Origin of the sequence: Emcibacter sp. SYSU 3D8 (genome assembly GCF_039655875.1) — a bacterium.
Classification (GTDB): Bacteria; Pseudomonadota; Alphaproteobacteria; order SMXS01; family SMXS01; genus RI-34.
The window spans coordinates 1,062,133-1,080,000 of record NZ_JBBYXK010000001.1 but is presented as its reverse complement, the minus strand read 5'-3'; the positions used below and the strand labels follow the sequence as shown (position 1 = coordinate 1,080,000).

The 17,868-nt window shown below is 65.2% G+C and carries 18 protein-coding genes; 6 read left to right on the top strand and 12 right to left on the bottom strand.

Annotated elements, in window-relative coordinates; genetic code table 11:
- Positions 1–33 precede the first annotated feature (33 nt).
- Positions 34–489 carry a universal stress protein gene (locus WJU21_RS05175; RefSeq protein ID WP_346322310.1) on the bottom strand — a complete coding sequence of 152 codons (456 nt, stop codon included), beginning with the start codon at positions 487–489 and terminating at the stop codon, positions 34–36.
- 489 nt (positions 490–978) lie between these two features.
- On the opposite strand from WJU21_RS05175, the gene WJU21_RS05170 reads away from it, so the two are divergent.
- From WJU21_RS05170 to WJU21_RS05160, 3 genes are all read left to right on the top strand, one after another.
- On the top strand, positions 979–2,334 hold the full coding sequence (locus tag WJU21_RS05170) for a carotenoid oxygenase family protein (protein ID WP_346322309.1): 1,356 nt from the start codon (positions 979–981) through the stop codon (positions 2,332–2,334).
- Positions 2,335–2,495: 161 nt separating this feature from the next.
- Positions 2,496–3,143, top strand: coding sequence for a TetR/AcrR family transcriptional regulator (locus WJU21_RS05165; protein WP_346322308.1), 648 nt, complete (start codon positions 2,496–2,498; stop codon positions 3,141–3,143).
- Positions 3,144–3,301: 158 nt separating this feature from the next.
- Positions 3,302–4,603, top strand: a complete 1,302-nt coding sequence (locus tag WJU21_RS05160) for an MFS transporter (protein ID WP_346322456.1) — start codon at positions 3,302–3,304, stop codon at positions 4,601–4,603.
- Between the two features lie 12 nt (positions 4,604–4,615).
- On the opposite strand, the gene WJU21_RS05155 is transcribed toward WJU21_RS05160, so the two are convergent.
- Entirely contained in the window at positions 4,616–5,044 is a 429-nt protein-coding gene (locus WJU21_RS05155; RefSeq protein WP_346322307.1) for a heme-binding protein, read from the bottom strand.
- Between the two features lie 66 nt (positions 5,045–5,110).
- Between WJU21_RS05155 and WJU21_RS05150 the strand changes: the two genes are divergently transcribed.
- Entirely contained in the window at positions 5,111–5,527 is a 417-nt protein-coding gene (locus WJU21_RS05150) for a DsbA family protein (protein WP_346322306.1), read from the top strand.
- Between the two features lie 80 nt (positions 5,528–5,607).
- On the opposite strand, the gene WJU21_RS05145 is transcribed toward WJU21_RS05150, so the two are convergent.
- The 10 genes from WJU21_RS05145 to WJU21_RS05100 all read right to left on the bottom strand — a co-directional run bounded on the left by WJU21_RS05145 (position 5,608) and on the right by WJU21_RS05100 (position 14,855).
- Positions 5,608–5,937: a type II toxin-antitoxin system RelE/ParE family toxin gene (locus WJU21_RS05145; RefSeq protein WP_346322305.1), complete on the bottom strand. Its 330-nt coding sequence runs from the start codon at positions 5,935–5,937 to the stop codon at positions 5,608–5,610.
- Positions 5,938–5,941: 4 nt separating this feature from the next.
- Entirely contained in the window at positions 5,942–6,196 is a 255-nt protein-coding gene (locus tag WJU21_RS05140; RefSeq protein ID WP_346322304.1) for an addiction module antitoxin, read from the bottom strand.
- A 64-nt stretch (positions 6,197–6,260) separates the two neighbouring features.
- The gene (locus WJU21_RS05135; protein ID WP_346322303.1) at positions 6,261–7,553 is read right to left on the bottom strand and encodes an MFS transporter; all 1,293 of its coding nucleotides are present in this window, start codon (positions 7,551–7,553) and stop codon (positions 6,261–6,263) included.
- Between the two features lie 54 nt (positions 7,554–7,607).
- A complete protein-coding gene (locus WJU21_RS05130; protein WP_346322302.1) occupies positions 7,608–8,741 on the bottom strand; it encodes a nucleotidyltransferase family protein in 1,134 nt (377 codons plus the stop codon).
- Between the two features lie 6 nt (positions 8,742–8,747).
- Complete coding sequence (locus tag WJU21_RS05125) at positions 8,748–9,443, bottom strand: glycosyltransferase family A protein (RefSeq protein WP_346322301.1); 696 nt, start codon at positions 9,441–9,443, stop codon at positions 8,748–8,750.
- A gap of 1 nt (position 9,444) precedes the next feature.
- Positions 9,445–9,852: a PqqD family protein gene (locus WJU21_RS05120; protein WP_346322300.1), complete on the bottom strand. Its 408-nt coding sequence runs from the start codon at positions 9,850–9,852 to the stop codon at positions 9,445–9,447.
- Between the two features lie 74 nt (positions 9,853–9,926).
- The gene (locus WJU21_RS05115; protein WP_346322299.1) at positions 9,927–11,048 is read right to left on the bottom strand and encodes a glycosyltransferase family 4 protein; all 1,122 of its coding nucleotides are present in this window, start codon (positions 11,046–11,048) and stop codon (positions 9,927–9,929) included.
- Positions 11,045–12,115, bottom strand: coding sequence for a hypothetical protein (locus WJU21_RS05110; protein ID WP_346322298.1), 1,071 nt, complete (start codon positions 12,113–12,115; stop codon positions 11,045–11,047). Before WJU21_RS05110 ends, WJU21_RS05115 begins: the two co-directional genes overlap by 4 nt.
- A gap of 9 nt (positions 12,116–12,124) precedes the next feature.
- Positions 12,125–13,243 carry a nucleotidyltransferase family protein gene (locus tag WJU21_RS05105; protein ID WP_346322297.1) on the bottom strand — a complete coding sequence of 373 codons (1,119 nt, stop codon included), beginning with the start codon at positions 13,241–13,243 and terminating at the stop codon, positions 12,125–12,127.
- A 79-nt stretch (positions 13,244–13,322) separates the two neighbouring features.
- Complete coding sequence (locus WJU21_RS05100) at positions 13,323–14,855, bottom strand: alkaline phosphatase family protein (protein ID WP_346322296.1); 1,533 nt, start codon at positions 14,853–14,855, stop codon at positions 13,323–13,325.
- Between the two features lie 191 nt (positions 14,856–15,046).
- Here WJU21_RS05100 and WJU21_RS05095 point away from each other — a divergent pair, with 191 nt between their 5' ends.
- Positions 15,047–16,027, top strand: a complete 981-nt coding sequence (locus WJU21_RS05095) for an aldo/keto reductase (protein ID WP_346322295.1) — start codon at positions 15,047–15,049, stop codon at positions 16,025–16,027.
- Positions 16,027–17,844: a DNA helicase RecQ gene (recQ, locus tag WJU21_RS05090; protein ID WP_346322294.1), complete on the top strand. Its 1,818-nt coding sequence runs from the start codon at positions 16,027–16,029 to the stop codon at positions 17,842–17,844. The genes WJU21_RS05095 and recQ overlap by 1 nt, the downstream gene beginning before the upstream one ends.
- Positions 17,845–17,868 lie beyond the last annotated feature (24 nt).

Below are 17,868 nucleotides of genomic sequence, written 5' to 3'. Positions count from 1 at the left end.
CCAGGAGACGCATTCCGGGTGGCTTCGACGCGGCTATCCTTCGGCTGCCGGCACCCTGACCAGCAGGACGGGCACGGGCGCCAGGCGGACCACCTCCTCGGCGTCGCTGCCCATCACCAACCGCTTCAAACCGCGGCGGCCATGGGTGCCCAGCACGATCAGGTCGGCGCCCCAGGTCTCGGCGTCATTGACTATGATCTTTGCCGTACCGCCGCCAAGATTTTCCACCATCTCGGTTTCGACGGTCAAGCCGTGCTCGTTCAACAAGGCCTTGGCCTTGCGGAGGATTTCCTCGCCCTCCTTGCGGAACGTCTCGAGAATGTTGCCTGCGTAGTATCCTTCGACCGCAACGCCGCCAACCGGCAAGAAGCCCTCGACGGCATGCAGCAGCCGAAGCCTCGTATCTTGGCCGGACAGCTTCATGGCTTCGCGTAAGCCCAGATTGGACGCGTCGCTGCCATCTACCGGCACCAATATTCTTTTGTACATGTAGGCTCCTCCAATTAGACCGCAGGGCGAGCAGCGCCCGGCCGAACGACCTTGTCCGAATCAATGGGTAGCGTTTGATTGTGGCGTTGGTCGGATACGAAACCAAGGCCGTGTTTTCGCGCACCCCGCCCCATATCTCCGGCCCCACGGCGACGAGCCCATTTGGCTCCCTCGTGACCGCCTGCACGCCACAGTCATTCAACGGTGCACGCAAGGGCAACTCCCGGTCAGGTCGAGGCCCCGCTACGGACGGAAAGGAGCCTCGGGAGCCCCGGTGTTGCAAGGGGACTCCTGGGTTCCTCCCACGGAGCAGTATTGGAGAGATACGTCAGGGGAACGGCGCGCCAGAATTATGCTCGGGGCCGGATCCGGGCGAGGATGCGTGGGCGTGATGGCGCCGCCATATAATTTACGTCGTAAAAAATGATATTGAAGTCTCGCCCTGCCTCCCCGACAATGGGGTGCAACCGCAAACAGGGAGATCATGTCATGTCAGCCGTTCTCGAAGAGACCACCCCCGCCCACCTGCGGGGCAATGGCCGGCCGGTCACCGAAGAACTCACCCTTACCAACCTGAAGGTGACGGGAACCATTCCTGCCGAGCTCGATGGCCGCTATGTGCGTGCAGGCGCCAACCCGCTCACCGGGAAAAGCGACCACCCGTTCCTCGGGGACGGCATGATGCACGGTGTCCGGCTGCGCGACGGCAAGGCGCAGTGGTACCGCAACCGCTATGTGCAGACCCCGTTCATCAGCAACCCGACGCTGAATATCTTCGATCCGGCCGTGGCCATGGACATGACCGCATCGAAGGCCAATACCCATGTGGTCGGTCATGCAGGAAAGATCCTGGCGCTCGAGGAAGGCCATTTTCCCTATGCCTTGGATGGTGACCTGGAAACGGTCGGTCCGACCGATTTCGACAGCGCTCTCAAGGGGTCGTTCACGGCGCATCCGAAGATTTGCCCGATAACCGGCGAATTGATCGCCTTTGGTTACTCGGCGATGCCGCCGTATCTGCGCTATTTGCGGGTATCGGCCGATGGAAAGCTCGTGCAGACCGAGAACATCGCCGTGGGTGGGCCGACGATGATGCACGACTTCAACATCACGAGAAACCACGTCATCTTCATGGACCTGCCGGCTGTGTTCAACCTCCAGGCAGCGATGAGCGGTGAAATGCCGATCAGGTGGGATGACAATTATCCGGCGCGTCTTGGCGTCATGCCGCGCAATGGCACGAACACCGATGTGGTCTGGTACGACATCAATCCGTGCTACGTCTTCCACCCGATGAATGCCTATGAGGATGGCGACAAGATCGTCCTCGACGTGGCGCGGTTCGACTATATCTGGCGCAACTCGAGCATGGATTTTCCCGATCCCGTGCTGTGGCGCTGGACGATCGACACCCGCACCGGAACCGTACGGGAGGAACAGGTGGACGACCGTCCTGCCGAGTTTCCCCGGGTTGCCGACAATGTCGTCGGCCTCAAGCACCGTTACGGATACATGATGCGGATGTCGCAGGCAGGCCTGGCGGGCGACCCTGCGAAAACGTCCGGCGGAATCCGCAAATACGACCGCGACGCCGGCACTTATTCGGACATCGATTTCGGCGCCGGCCGCCATGGCGGTGAACCGGTCTTCGCCCCGTCGGCCAATCCGAAGAGCGAAGACGACGGATTCCTGATGACCTATGTCCATGACGCGGACACGGACAGGAGCCAGCTGGTGATCATGGATGCGGCATCGATGGACGATACGCCGGTGGCGACTGTCGAGTTGCCGCGGATCCCGAGCGGCTTTCACGGCAGCTGGATTCCGGCATCGGTCGTACCCTGATCTGATTTGAGCGGTCTTGTCGGGCGGGCCCCGCTCCATGGTGAAACATGGCGCGGGGCCCGCCGGCAACGTCTTGACCCATGGCATTCCCCGCCCGGTATTGCCGGACATAGCTGTCCAGCGTAGTACCTTGAACACAACATCGAGCGGAGCAGAAGTGAATGCCAAGGGCGCGGACGGCCGAGGAGGTCCAGGAGTTCAGAGACAAACTCTGCGCCGTGGCGACGCGGCGCTTTGCCGCCCTGGGTTATGAAGGCGTCACCATCCGGGCGCTGGCGGCGGAAGCCGGCTGCAGCCCGATGACGCCCTACAATTATTTCAAGGACAAGGAAGAAATCTTCGCGGCCGTACGGGCCGCGGCCTTCGAACGCCTGGCCGATGCGTGCGAGGTGGCGGCGGCGACTGCCCCGGACGATCCCCGGCGGGCGGACGTCCTCGCCCGTGCCTATCTGAACTTCGCCGTCTCGGAGCCGGACGCCTACAAGATCATGTTCGAGCTGTCTCAGCCGGATGAGGCCGCCTATCCGGCGGTGGTCCGGCAGGTCGAACGCTGTCGGCGGTTCATGATGCAGCCAACCGAAATCCTGGTGCGGGAGGGCATCCTCGAAGGAGACCCGGAGAAGCTGTCCCAGATGTTCTGGGCGGGAATCCACGGGGTCATCGTCCTGCACATGGCGGGCAAGCTGGTGTCCGGCAGCAGCGTCGAGGAATTGTACGCCATGATGGTCACCACGTTGACGCGGGGAGCGCGTGGGCCGCGATTTCATGACATCGAACGCGCATTGGCGTCCGGCCTTTCCACCGGCTGAGTCATTTGCGCAGATCGTCCGGCGCGTGCCTCGCTGTCCGATAATTCCAGTCGTCCCCGGCGCCGGATGGGGTGTAACCGCAGACACCGTCGCGCCGAGCGCCTAGACTCCCGGTCGGTGTCCGGCGCAACGGACGTCAACAAGAGGGAGTAACGTCAATCCCGGCTGCACTGACCGAAAACCGCGCTGTTCGTCTTGGGGCGCTCGGCGCGCTCTATCTGGGGCAGGGGCTTCCCGAGGGTTTGCTGTATGTCACCGTGCCCGCGTGGCTGGCGGCTCAGGGTGTTCCGGCCGGGGACATTGGCCAGTACATCGCCATCATCCTGTTGCCCTGGAGCCTCAAGCTGATCAATGGGCCGGTCATCGAGCGGTGGACATTTCTTCCCATGGGGCGGCGCCGGCCTTGGATCGTGGCGGCCCAGTGCGGGTTGATCGGCGCCCTGCTGATGCTCCTGGCCATACCCGATCCTGCCAGCGGACTCGGCGCGCTGACGGCTCTCGGCTTCGCCATCAATTTCAGCGCCTCGTTTCAGGATGTGGCGATCGACGGCATGGCCATCGATGTCCTGCCCGAGGGCGACCAGGCAAAAGCCAACGGCATCATGTGGGGCAGCAAGATCATCGGCATCTCCGCGAGCGCCGGTCTCAGCGGTGCGTTGATGGCAGGCTGGGGGTTCGACCTGGCCGTCCTCTCGATCAGCCTGCTCATGTGCCTGGTCCTGCTGGTGCCACTGCTGTTGCGGGAGCGTCCCGGTGAACGCCTGCTGCCCTGGTCGGCCGGCGAGACATCGCCGACGGCCCGCGCGCTGCAGCTGGACAGCTGGTACAGCATCGGCGTGGATCTCTGGCGTGCCATCGTGCCGCGCGCCAGCCTGCTGTTTATCCTGCTGACGTTTTCAGCGCTGGTGGTCTATGGGCTGGATACGGCGGCGCTGCCTGTCCTGGCGGTGCAGGAACTCTCGTGGACGCAAGGCGACTTCACCAACCTTGCCATGTGGGCCGGCCTGGCGGCGGGACTCTTCGGCATGACGATCGGTGGACCGCTGATCGACAGGTTCGGCACGAAGCGAATCCTTGCCCTGGCGCTGGCGCTGACCGCAGCCACGCATCTGGCGATGGCGGCCCTGCGGCCGTACTGGACGGCCGAGGCGGTCATCACGGCCTACATGGCGGTCTACGGCGTCCTCTATGTGGTGATGTCTATCGCGCTCTATGCGACCGCCATGCGGCTTTGCGAGAAGCACGTCGCGGCGACCCAGTTCGCGATCTATATGGCGGTCGTGAATCTGGGCACATCCGCCGGCGCCGCGATTCTTGGGTCGCTGCGCGCCTTCGGCGGTTATCGGATCTCGTTCGTCTTCATGTTCCTGAGTTCGGTCTTCGCCCTTGGGGTCCTGGCGCTGTTCGCGCTGAGCGTGGGCCGTCAAACCGAGAAATCTACCGGCGCACCGCCCGGATAAGGCGCGGTCCCGTCAACCCTGGGGCTTCAGTCCAGCCGCCGCGATTCCGGCCAGGGCGCAGGCTTCGTCGGCGTCCGATGTATCGCCGGTGATGCCGACGGCGCCCATGGGCGTGCCGTCCTCGCCGACGACGATGACGCCGCCTGCCGCCGCGATCACGCCGTCCCGGGATGCCCGGTCGAGCGATGATACGAAGCCGGGCCGGATCTGCGACAGCTCCTCGATCTTGCGCGACGAGATGCCCAGCGCCAGCGCGCCCGACGCCTTGCCGATGGCGATCTGCGGCCGCAGGGTCGAGGTGTTGTCCTCGAGCTGGAAGGCGATCAGCTTGCCGCCGGAATCGAGCACGGCGACTCCCAGCGGGCGTAGATTCAGTTCGTGGCCCTTGGCGAGCGCGGCCTCGATGATGATGTTGGCTTGCGCGAGTGTGATGTTGGTCATGACGATCTCCCCTTTTCGGCAATTCCTTCCCCAACCGAAAGGTAGCGCGCGGGCGCGAGCGGCACTATGGGTTGGTTGCCGCCAGGAGGAAGAATCGCATGTCCGTCACTGTCGACTTCTATCTGGGTCTGGGAAGCCGATGCGCGCGCCTGGGCCGAGCACTACGGCGTGCCGTTCCAGGAACCGAAGGCATTTCGCACGGACCCTGCGCTGATGGCGCTCGCCTGCCTGGCGGCCGGTCGGCTGGACGCGCTGGTGGCTTGTTGCCGGCTCCTGCACCGAATGGTTTTCGTCGATGGCATGGTGATCGACGATGCCGCCATCGCATCAATTCCCGACACGCTCGGACTCGACGCAGACCGGTTCCTGCAGTCGTTGGCCGATCCAGCGACGGCCGCTTCGCATGAAGCCCTGCTCGACGAAGCGCACGGCCGGGGCGCTTTCGGCGTGCCGACATTTTTCCTCGGCGACCGAATGTTTTAGGGCAATGACAGACTGATGCTGCTCGAATCGGCACTCAAGAGCGGCTGACAAGCAGCGCATTGGCAGACGACGGCCGACGGTTACCGCCCTTCGCTTGATAATCCGAAGTCTTCGCGGAAGCGGTCCATTTGGTGCATCCGCTCATGCAAGATCGTCACTATTCCGATTTTCCCGCTCGACAGCCGTCGCCAGTAAACGAAGTGCCGCTCGTAGCGGAAGAAGTAGCCCTCTACGCCAAACTCCGCAGGGATGGGCCTTGACGCCACACCGTGTCTGTCGATTCGTTCAAATGCTCCGAATAATCCGGTGATGTACCGGTCCGCGTGGTCAGTGCCCCAGCGATCCCGCGTGTAGCGATAGATGTCGTCCAACCGGTGAGACGCCGCCTGCTGAATGCGGACGGCGGCCATTCTATCAAGTCCGGTTCCGAGCGATCACGTCCGCCGCAGTCAGGGGCTCGAATGAAGACTCTGGCGCCGAGAACGCGTGCTTGAGTTCGGCCTTAAGCCGGTCGAATGCTTCCTGTTCCACCCGCTCCTTGTCGCGGCGGATCAGATCACGAATATATTCGCTGACATTTTCGTAAACACCGTCTTCACCCACGTTGCGGGCTACGAAGTCGCTGAGTGCCCCGCCCAAACGGACTGTCATTGTTGTGGTACGGGTCATCACATCACTCCTTGATATGCCGTATTACATATAACCAATATTGATCACCACGGCAAACTTGTGGTCACCCCAGCGCTTCATGCCTCGTCTCGCGCATCAGCACGACGGCGACAAAGCTCAGCGCCGCCGTCGCCGTCAGATAATATCCCACATAATGCAAGCCGCCGACCGCGGCCAGCTGCAGGGCGATCAGCGGGGCGAAGGAAGCGCCCAGGATGCCGCCCATATTATACGTCACCGACGCGCCGGTGTAGCGCACATGGGTGGGGAACAGCTCGGACAGCACGGCGCCCATGGGCCCGAAGATCAGGCCCATGCACAACAGGGCGATGGACAGGAAGGCGGTGACCTCGAACGGCTGGCCCACGGCCAGCATGGGCTCGAGCAGGAACCCCATCAGTCCGGTCAGCATCAGGCCCCCGAGCAATACGGGCTTGCGGCCCCATCTGTCGCTGAGCCATGCCGAGATCACGATGCCCAGCGCCATGAAGGAGATCGCGACCAGCAGCATGGTGAGGAATTCCTCGCGGCTGTAGCCCAGCCGGGTGGTGCCGAAGCCCAGCGTAAAGACGGTCGACAGGTAGAACACCGCAAAGCATGCCACCATCGCCAGCGTACCAAGGATGGTGTCCTTCCAGTGCTGCCGCAACAGCGTGCCCAGCGGCACGCGCTGCTTCAGGTCCCGCGCCATGGCGTCCTGGAACACCGGGCTCTCGACCAGCTTGAGCCGGACATAGAGGCCCACCACGAGCAGGGCCGCACTGGCCAGGAATGGAATGCGCCAGCCCCAGCTGCGGAACTGGTCGTCGTCCAGCGTCGCCGCGAGCACCAGGAACAGGCCATTGGCGGCGATGAAACCGACCGGCGCGCCGAGCTGTGGGAACATGCCGAACCAGGCGCGCTTTTCCGGCGGCGCGTTCTCCACGGCGAGCAGCGCCGCGCCGCCCCATTCGCCGCCAAGACCGATGCCCTGGCCAAAGCGCAGGATGCAGAGCACCACCGGCGCAACCAGTCCGATGGATTCGTAGGTTGGCAGCAGGCCCACCAGGGTCGTCGAGACGCCCATGATCATCAGCGATGCGACCAGCATGGATTTGCGCCCGATACGGTCGCCGAAATGTCCGAACAGCGCCGAGCCCAGCGGCCGGGCGATGAACGCTATGCTGAAGGTGGCGAAAGCCACGAGCTGGGAGGCGCTCGCCGATTCCTGGGGGAAAAACAGCAGTCCGAATACCAGCGCCGTGGCAGTCGCATAGACATAGAAATCATAGAATTCGATGGCCGTGCCGATGAAGCTGGCGACGACGATCTTGCCGGTTGTGTTGGTCGGCGCGGCCGCGATGGCTGCTGTGGACATGTGCTGTTCCCCCTAAGCGCGCAGAACCATTGCATCATCGGGCCAGGCGCGCAACTAACCCGCCAACCGCTGACGCGTCCGCTCCACCACGTAGGCGACAGGACGGTGAAGGCGTTGCAGCGTGCGGGCGACGGTCCCCGCCGGACCGTAGGTCCAGCCGAGGCACTGCGGCGAGGGCAGGGCAAGGAAGCGCGCGATCTCCAGCCGCTCAGGCAATCCTGCCCCGGGCGCCGAAAGTGCGCGGCGGGCCGCCGACAATCCGGTAAGAGCGCCCGCGAGGGCCGCTTCGCGGTCAATGGGCCGGGCGCGGGCCGCCTCGTCTTCCAGCCGCGCGATCACGCCGGCGGGAATGGCGGCATCGAGTGCCTCGGCCAGCCCCCGGCATAGCACGGCGAAAGGCAACGACAGACGGCGCCGGACGGTTTCGTCCACGAAAAGCCGCCAGTCCACGTCCGGCGCGGTCAGCCAGACGTCGCAGGCCCAGCGAAGGTTGCCGCGGTCTGGCGTGGATGCGGCGCGCGACAGCGCCATGATCAGGCGGTCGGTGGCGCCGGCGCCGGGCGCGGCCCGGTCTCCCAGGTCGACTGGCTGGGCGCGCGCCGCGATGCCGCCGTCCGGCAGCTGGTGGTGAGGATGAAATGCGATGTCCTGCCGCAGATTGAGCATCAGCATCTCGGCGTGCTGGAACGCGCCGGGCGAACCGGTGAGCGGCGTAAAGCCGGCCCGGGCCAGTGTGCCTGCCGCGCTGTCCGGCGCCAGCAGGTCGATGGCGTGACAATGGCGGTGGCTCGGTACCGGATAGACCGTATGGGCGGCGACGATTCCGCCCAGCAGGACATAGGGGATGCCATCGGCCTCGAGCGCTTCGAGCGTACCGAGCAGGATACGGTGGATGATCCGCGTGCGCAGGTCCTCGCGCAGCGTCGATGCCTTCAGATAGATGCCCATGCCATCCGGTCCGGGCAGGGCGTGGGCCCGCGTGGACGCGTCGAGCAACGGCAGGATGCCCTTCAGGCCCCGCGTTTCGGTTTCCAGCTCGCGTTTGGGGTTTCCGACGGCACCGCACCATGCGGCCCAAGCCCGTGTCGCGGGCTCCTTCTGCAGCAGGCACGCGCGCAACAGCTGGACGTCCTGCCAGTCCGGCAGGATGGCGGCCGCGAGCGCCGCATTCGATGGCGGTCGCCTCATCTCGGCCTAGCCGCGACCATCCGGCCGCCGGCGCTGCATCCTCTTGCGGGCGATCACCATTCGGTCCTGAATCTCCTGGTCGCCTCGCTGGCGGCTGGCGTTGGTGTGGTGGATGCGCCGGCGCACCAGAGTGTCGGGAATGGTCTCGACCACGCCGCCCACATCCTTGACCCGGAGCATCCATTCCACCAGGTCGAGATGCCTGAGGGTGTCGTCGAGCGGCCCTGTGCGCTCGAACAGGCTACGCCGCGCGAGGACGGTGGGAAATGCGCCGGTCTGCCTGTCATTGAGCAAAGACGAGTGGGTTTCCGCCTCATGTTGCAGCTCGGGGATCCACCAGTGCTCGGTACCGCAGAGACTGAGGTCGAGTTCGGGGCGGTGCTCGAAGCGCGCCATCTGCACGGCAAGCTTTTCCGGCTTCCACTCGTCGTCGGCGTCCAGGAAGGCGAAAAATGATCCCGAGGCGTGCGCCATGCCGAGATTACGGGCCGACGCGGAACCGCCGTTTTCCTTGCGAAAAGCGCGTATCCGCGTGCCGAGACCGGCGATCATGCGCGGCGTGTCGTCGGTCGAGCCATCATCGACGACGATGATTTCTACCGGCCCCCAACTTTGCGCCTCGATACTGGCGACCGCTTCCTCGAGGTAAAGGCCGCCATTGTAGATCGGCACCACGCAACTGATCGACTCGGCCGACGGCATATCAGCGTGGGGCGGCGGGCAGAGGCGGATCCAGGGCTAGCAACTCGGCCATGTCGTCGTAGCGCATCAGCGCGGGACTCTGATAGGTGGCAGGTGCCTCGCCGGGCAGGGCGCTGCCAGACGGCGAAGGACCGTCGGCCGGAACGATCAGTTCCGCGGCGACGAGTTCCCCGACAAGCCGGGCAATATCGGCCTCGGCCGTGTTCCGGTCCAGGGCATATTGCGCGGCAACGGCGTCGATGACCGCGCCGATCTCGTGACCGCTGGCAATGCCGTCCCAGACCAGGCAGCCGACGCCGTCCATGCTGTAATAGACGCCTGTGCCCAGATGAATGATGACAGCCTCGCCATCCATGACCTTGGCGGTTACATCCGGCTCGTTGAGTTTGAATCTGGTGGTATTGCCCATGGTCGACCCCTCTATTTCCATTGGCTTATTAGCACGGCGTGCCCGCAAAGCAAATTGGGGCCCGTGGCTGATCGCTACGCCGATGCTGCCATGCGGCGATATAACGCGTCATGGCTATCGGTGGACGCCTCCAGGCTGAACAGGCGCAGCGCCCGTTCGCGGGCCTTCCGTCCCATGGCGGCGAGGCTGGCGCGATCGGAGAGCAGCCCAATCGTCGCCTCGGCCAGACCGTCCGCGCTGTTGCGCGGCACCAGGCGCCCGGTGACGCCATCGACGATGATCTCGGTCAGGCCGCCATCCTCGGTGCCGATGACCGTCCGTCCCTGAAGCGCAGCCTCGACGGCGACGAGACCGAAGGGTTCGCGCCAGCGGGATGGCATGATCACCATGGTGGATTCGGCCATCAATTGTCCGACGTCGCCGGGCCGGATCCAGCCTACGAAGTCGACGGATCCGGCGATGCCGAGCGACGCTGCCAGCGCCTCCAGCGCCGCCCGCTGGTCGCCATCGCCGGCAATTACAAGACGCGCATCCGGGTATCGGCCGAGAACGGCAACGAATGCCTGCAGCGCCAGGTCGACGCCCTTGTTGTGGATCAGGCGCCCGACATACAGCAGTCGCGGCGGCCCGGACAGGTCCGGCGGACGCACCGTGGCCGAGGGCTCGACACCGCAATAGATGACCGAGGTCCGCGCGGTCGCGTCCGGCACGGCCTGGTTAATGTCCGCCTTGACGACATGCGAATTGGCGATCAGCCAGTCCGACCCGGCGAATATGCCTTGCATCAGCGATCCATCGCGCCGGACCTCGTCGAGGGTGCCGTGGAAGGTGGTGACCATCGGCGACGGCTGCACCTTGGCTGTCCTCATATGAAAGAATGCCATTGGCCCGCAGAAATTGAGGTGCATCACGCAGGGGCCGATTTCCTGCTTCAGCCGCCGGACCTGCCCGATTGTGTCCAGCAACATCGCCGGATCGCCGGAGTCGATCGCGGCGCGCACGGGCAGCCGGTGGACAGGGATGCCGTTGATGATTTCCAGGCCCGGTTCCTCGCCTTCCATGTTCGACGTCAGCACACGGATGTCGTAGCCCCGCTCGGCCAGCCGGGGCAGCATCGCGGCACAGAATGTTTCGATGCCGCCGACGGTGGGCCAGTAGAGTTCGGACCAGAAGAACAGCTTGGGAGGAGGGCTCATTTCCCGGCGCTTTCCGCATTGGCGTCGAGTTCATCGAACAGGGCGTTTACCGCGTGGGGGATGTCGTTGACGTCGCGGCCCAGCTCCAGCCAGTAGGCAGGCACTGCGTCGACCAGCCCCGCGAGGCGGTCCATGGCGCCATGCACCATGATGGGCAACGACATGACCGAACTTGGCGCCATGGTCAAAAGCGCCTGACCCTTGGTGGCGCGCCGGTAGATGGTGTCCGGACGGTCGACGATCCTGGGCATGACGATGGCGGCGATGGGCACGCTGGCGGCGAGGCGCATGTCGTCGATGGGCGCCATGTAGACCACGGCCTTGTCCTCATAGTCGTTGCGCGGCGCCAGAGAGACTGCGTTCAGGTCGGGAAAGCGCTTGAGATGCTCGACATTGACGAGGCAGGAACCGAAGAGGCCATGACCGGCGAAACCGTCGGCGGTCTGCTCGAGGCCGATGAAGTCGTCGCCAAGATAGGTCAGACCGCCTCGGAAACAGGCAATCGACGAGGTCGTCTTGCCGCTGCCGCTTTTGCCGACGAACAGCACGCCTTTCATGCCGCCGCTGACCGCATCCTCGCGGGCGACAAGGCCGGCATGCACGAACTGGACCCCCAGATCCCACATCCAGGCCGCGAGCAGCCGATGGAAAGGGCGGGCGCGCTCGTCGAGCGACCGCCGGGCCAGGCCCTCGGCGCAGCCGACGATCCGGCCGGCGGCGCAGTCCTGCCAGTAAGCCCCGGTCGCCCGCTGCATCCCCAGATAGCGCCTGTCGTCGGACATGAAGAAATTGCCGTAGGGCGAGTCCAGCCGGCCGCGGTCGCCCATTACGGCCGGCACGCCGCATTCCTCGGCATTCCACATGTCGGCGGTCAGCGCCGGCGAATCGCACGGCGGCATGCGTAGATGACGCAGGGGCAGGTCGATCTCTTCCGCCAGCATGGGCCCGGCGACGCGCACGCGGACAGGTTGGCCGGCGATGCGGTAGAAAGCGGTCGTGCCGCCCTTGGCGAAGGCTGTCTCGAATGCGGCTGAAGCCGCATCATAGTCGGTTGCGATTGTGGTCAAGTAGTCCCCCTAAACGTCGTATTGCCGCCGTTGCCAGAGGCGGCCCAGAAGGTTGCCGCGATATTTGCGGGCAACCTGGCGGATATGGCGCAGTCGAGCCTTCGCCAGCTTCACCGGATGGCCGGTGCCGCAATGGTACAGCAGGTCCATGCGGTGCAATTTGAACGGCGCCATCAACGCTGCCCACATCCGCGTGACGGCCATGGTTCTTGGAGCCTTCAGCAGCAGGCTGGCGCGGTGCAACCGCAACCGCGCGGCGGGACCAGGAGGCGCGCGCAGCGGCCACGGCAGTCCGAGAAGGCGCTCGGCCTGCAACAGTCTGGCGCGCATGACACCGTCCATGCCCGCATCTGTCATCATCTGGTCCAGGGCGGCCCAATCGATGCTCTCGCCGTGCCGGCGGCAGATGTCGACCAGGTCCGCGAGTTGGCGCAGCCAGATCAGGCCCGTACTGTGGCCCTGATCCTGAACCTGAGAGTGGAAGATATTGTGCCAGACCCGGTGCGTAGGCGACAGCACGCGTAGCCGCGGTTCCGTTTGCAGCGTCCGGATGTCACGCCAGGCCATGTCGGCCGACAGCAGCGAGCGCTGCTGCCCGACGCGGTGGTGCAATTCCACCGCCACCACGCCGCCGGGACGTTGCAGCGCCGGGTGGGTGTAGGTCGTGTCGTCGTCCGCCTCGTCCTTGACCATGTATCCCTGGTCCAGCATGGCGTCGACCACTGTATCCACCTGGTCTGCTGGGAGCAGGAAGTCCAGGTCGCGCATGGATCGGCCACCCAGCATCTCGGGCGGGGCTTCGAACAGGTAGGCGCCGCCCTTGAGGACCACAGGGGCGATCCCCAGCCTTTCGCACAACGCCGTCACGTGCAGTGCATCCTCGCGAATGCGTTCGTTGAGCAGGGCATTCATGGTGTAGCGGCGGTGCAATTGCGCCCGAACCTGAGCGGGCATGGCATCGTCCAGCCCCTTGCGGGCCAGTGCGAGCCGGAGGGCCGGCGCGAGCATATCGGCGTCCGCCGTCTGGACCAGGCCGGCCCACCCGGCCGCGTCGTCCAGGCGGGGCAATGAGGCGCGCAACTCGGCAACGGCGTTGGCGGAATCGTCGACCGACAGACATCGGCACAACAAAAGGAAAGGTATCATCGAACGTTAGACCAGCTTGTTGACCGCCAGTTTACGAGTGATGCCGTAAACCGTACAGGGTTTAGTCCAATTTTTGCCCCGCCGGCGCCGCATTATCCGCTGGAGCGAGCGGCAATGGATTGCCTTCGCAGCCCGGCAACACCACGCCCAGCAGCGCGCCGGCCGTCGCTGCCAGATCCACCAACGGACGCGGTTCCGATAGTCCGGCCGCGGCGATGCGGGGCCCGGCGGCAAACAGGATGCCGCCCGCAACATGCGCTCCTGTCCTTGGCGGCGCGCCCTGCTTCCTGACCTCTCCAACCCTGGCGGACACCGCCGCCGAAACGGGCCGCGACAGATTCCAGAACACGACCAGGTCAGGCAGATCGTCCAGATGCGGGCCCTGATGAATATCGCCAATGGGCACCACGTCCTGGATCACCCGTTCACCCGATTCCGGATCGACGAGATCGCGCAGGCCGCTGACCAGCTGGCGGCAATAATCCTCCACTTCGTGGGGCCGCAGGAGACCGTGCGGGTCGCGGCCGGCCAGGTTCAGCCGGATGCCGCTGACGTGTTCGCTGGGCTCGATGGCGAAGCACCGTTGACTGGCCCGGTAGTGCGCACCCACACCGCGGGCGGTGCGAACGACAATCGATCGGGCGGGGCCTCCGGTCATCCGGTAGAGCGCCCTGGCAAACGGTTTGAGCATGCCGCGAAAGCGCTTTGACGCTGGTCTGGGCGTTGGATCAAGCCGCTCGAGTATCTCCGACAGCAGCTTCGCCAGTCCATAATTGGGCCCCATGCCCAACACAGAAAAGACCAGCACCGTGGTCTCCGGTCCGGCCCGGTCGATCACCGCGCGCAGCGCGTCGTCGATCGCGCGGTAGCTGCGCAACAGCGGATCGCCTGTCCGCGCTGCGATGTCTGGATCATGGAGCGGATGGTTCGCGTCATGTAGGTGCCAGCCGTGATGTCCCGCGCAGTGGCTCTCCTTGAACACGGCGAGGAACAGATCCCAGGGTTCCCGGTCGAGTACCGACAGGCAGAGGTCCCGTTTCATCCTCACGGCAATGTCGAGCCGGTCCTGCATGGCCAGGTAGCCATCGGCATCGAGCGACGGCTGGGTAAAACCGCACAGACTTTCCGGCGCGGGGCCGAAACCCGCGACGGTCGCTTGCGCAAACCCTTCGGGAACGCTCACCGACGCGCTGCGACACCTGCCGTGAACCAGCCAGTCGCCCAGATAGATGCCGTTGAGCGCCCTGGGCAGCGGACTCTTGGGCACGTCGATGATTGCCACTCTCTTGCCGGCCTCTCCCAGGCTGATCCAGAACGGCTCGTGCCGCAGATCGCCATCGCCGAAATCGGGCAATTCATAGTTCCCGGCCCGCATTCGCCGGAAGAAATAGCGCCCGTGGGTTGCCGGCGAGACGCCCGTATAGGCTGTCGCCCATGTGCCGTCGTCGCCACAGCCGGGCGGGCCCTCCAGCGGGCAGGTGGTGCCGCGTTGCCGCAGTGACTGGATGGTGGGCAGCAGGCCCGCGTCGCTCCAGCGCAGGAGCAGATCGGGGTTGGCCCCGTCCACGCCAAGCATCAATACCTTCTCCGGCATCCCCGCCCCCTGAACGGTGCCCGATTCGTCGCAATGCGGCGTTTGTCGCACGTTGCGCTGCGGCGTGGCCAGCGTCCACGATGGCGCGCCGCCGCCGCCGCTTATCATAGCGCGGTATTGCGCAAGACATGAGTTCTGGTTGGCAGGCGCCGGCGGAGCGTCCAAGCTGGCGCCCGGAACGGGAGCACATCATGGAAACGAGACATCTGGGAAACCTCTGGCCGGTCAGCAGCCTGACGCTGGGCGGCGGCGGCATCGGCAACGTCTGGGGCGCGACGACCCGCGATGAGGCGGTCGCGACGGTGAAGGCGGCGGTCGATTCGGGAATCACGCTGCTCGATCTGGCGCCCGGTTATGGTCGGGGCGAGGCCGAGACGGTGGTGGGTGAAGCCTTCGGCGGCCGGCTGCCTGACGGCGTGCGCACCACGACGAAGTACCAGCTGGGATCGCCGGCCGGGCACGATGTCTACCTCAAGACCGAGCAATCGCTGCGCCGCAGCCTGCAGCACATGAAGCGCGAGCAGGTGGATCTTTTCTTCCTGCACTCGAACATCTGTCCCGACGATTTCAGCTATCCGCGCTTCGCCGAGCGGCAGGACAGGTTTGCGACCCGCTGGAGCCTCTATCTCGATGCGGTCATCCCGGCCATGGAGAAGCTGAAGGCGTCCGGCCTGATCGGCGCCTGGGGGATCACCGGTACCGGCGTGCCCATGATGATCCGGCAGGCGCTGACGCATTCGGTGAAGCCGGCGGCGGTGCAGGCCGTCGCCAATCTGATGGATGCCGTGGGCAACATGAAGCAATACGATGAGCCGGGCGAACCCCGCGCCATCATCGACACTGCCAGACAGAACGGCACCGGCGTCATGGGAATTCGCGCCGTCGCCGCCGGATCGTTGTGCGCCGAGGTCGACCGCGACCTGCCCGACGACGAGGCGACCATCGTCGACTATAACGCCGCCGCGCCGTTCCGCGCGCTGTGCGCGACATGGGGCGAGGACCCGGCCATCGTCGCCCATCGCTATGCCCTGTCCATGAAGGGCGTCGACACGGTGGTGCTGGGCGTGAAGAACCGGGCCGAGCTGGCCCAGTGCGTCGAGGCTGCCGATCGCGGCGCGCTGGATATCACAGAGGTGGCGGCGATCGATGCATTGGGGCTAAAACGGCCCTGATGATTCGAGCGGACGCGGCAGATTCCAGATACCAGGTCCTGAAGGACGTTTTCGGCTTTGACGGCTTCCGGCCCGGACAGGAGGAGGCGGTCGACGCGATTCTGGCCGGGCAACATGTGCTCACGGTGATGCCGACGGGCTCTGGCAAGTCGCTGTGCTTCCAGGTGCCGGCGCTCGTCCTGGGCGGGCTGACCATCGTGGTCTCGCCGCTGGTGGCGTTGATGCAGGACCAGGTGGCGGCGCTGCAACTGGCGGGGGTGGCGGCCGAGAGCATCAATTCGTCACGCCACCGGGATGACAACGTCATGGCGTGGAAACGCGCCGCTTCCGGCCAGACCCGGCTGCTCTACATGGCGCCCGAGCGGCTGATGACCGAGCGCATGCTGGCGGCGCTGGCCAAATTGCCGGTCAGCCTGATCGCCATCGACGAGGCTCACTGTATCTCGCAATGGGGGCCGGCGTTCCGGCCGGAATACGAAATGCTGTCGCGGCTGCGCGACGTATTTCCCGGCGTCCCGATCGCCGCGTTCACCGCGACCGCCGATGAGGTCACCCGCGCCGATGTCGCCCAGAAACTGTTCGGCGGCGCCGTCGAGGCGCAGGTGCTTGGTTTCGACCGGCCGAACATCAGGCTTACCGTCGAGCCCAAGCGCGAGTGGAAGCGCCAGCTGCTGGCTTTCGTGAAGGGCCATATGGGCAAGAGCGGCATCGTCTATTGCCTGTCGCGCAAGAAGACCGAGGAAGCCGCGCGGCTGCTGGCTGAAAACGGCGTGCGCGCCCGCGCCTATCACGCCGGCATGGACAAGGACGAGCGGGAGGCCAACCAGAACGCCTTCATGACCGAGCCGGGTATGGTCATGGTGGCGACCATCGCCTTCGGGATGGGCATCGACAAGTCGGACGTGCGCTATGTGTTCCATGCCGACCTGCCGGGAAGCCTGGAAGCCTATTACCAGGAAATCGGCCGCGCCGGTCGCGACGGCGAGGCGGCCGAGGCGCATATGCTGGTGGGCCTGGGCGACATTCGCATGCGCCGCATGTTCATCGATGACGAATCCTCGGACGCCGAGCGCAAGCGCCGCGAGCATCAGCGGCTCGACGCGCTGCTCGGCTATTGCGAGGCGCCGACCTGCCGCCGCCAGATCCTGCTTTCCTATTTCGGCGAAGCGTCCGAGCCCTGCGGCAATTGCGACGCCTGCCTATCCCCGGTGGCGCTGGAGGATCGGACGGTCGATGCCCGGAAGGCGATGACCGCCGTCCTCAGCACCGGCGAACGCTATGGCGCGGCCCATGTTATCGACGTGCTGCGCGGCGCCCAGACCGAAAAGGTGATGATGGCCGATCACCACCGCCTCCCGGCCTTCGGCACCGGCGAGGCGGTGAAGAAGGAGGAATGGCGCTCGATGGTCCGCCAGCTCGTGGCGGGCGGGCTCCTGAAGATCGACATCGGCGGTTTCGGCGGCTTGTCCATGACGCCCAGGGGCCGCGCGCTGTTGAACGGCGAGGGGATATTCGAGTTCCGGCCGGAAGTCCTGAAGCCCGTGTCTCGAAAGAAGGGGCGCGAGGCGGCCGCTGTGGAGATGACGGAGGAAGATCACTCCCTGCTCGACGCGCTGAAGGAAGTGCGGCTGCGCCTGGCCCGCGACCGGCAGGTGCCGGCCTATGTGATTTTTTCGGACAAGACCCTGACCGACATGGCCTCGCGCCGGCCCCGCGACAGCGATGAATTTGCCGAGGTCAACGGCGTCGGCGCCGCCAAGCTGCGGGAATTCGCCGACATATTCCTGACGGCGATCCGGGATCATGACGCCGCCTGACCCTCAGTGTCGTCTGTCACCCGA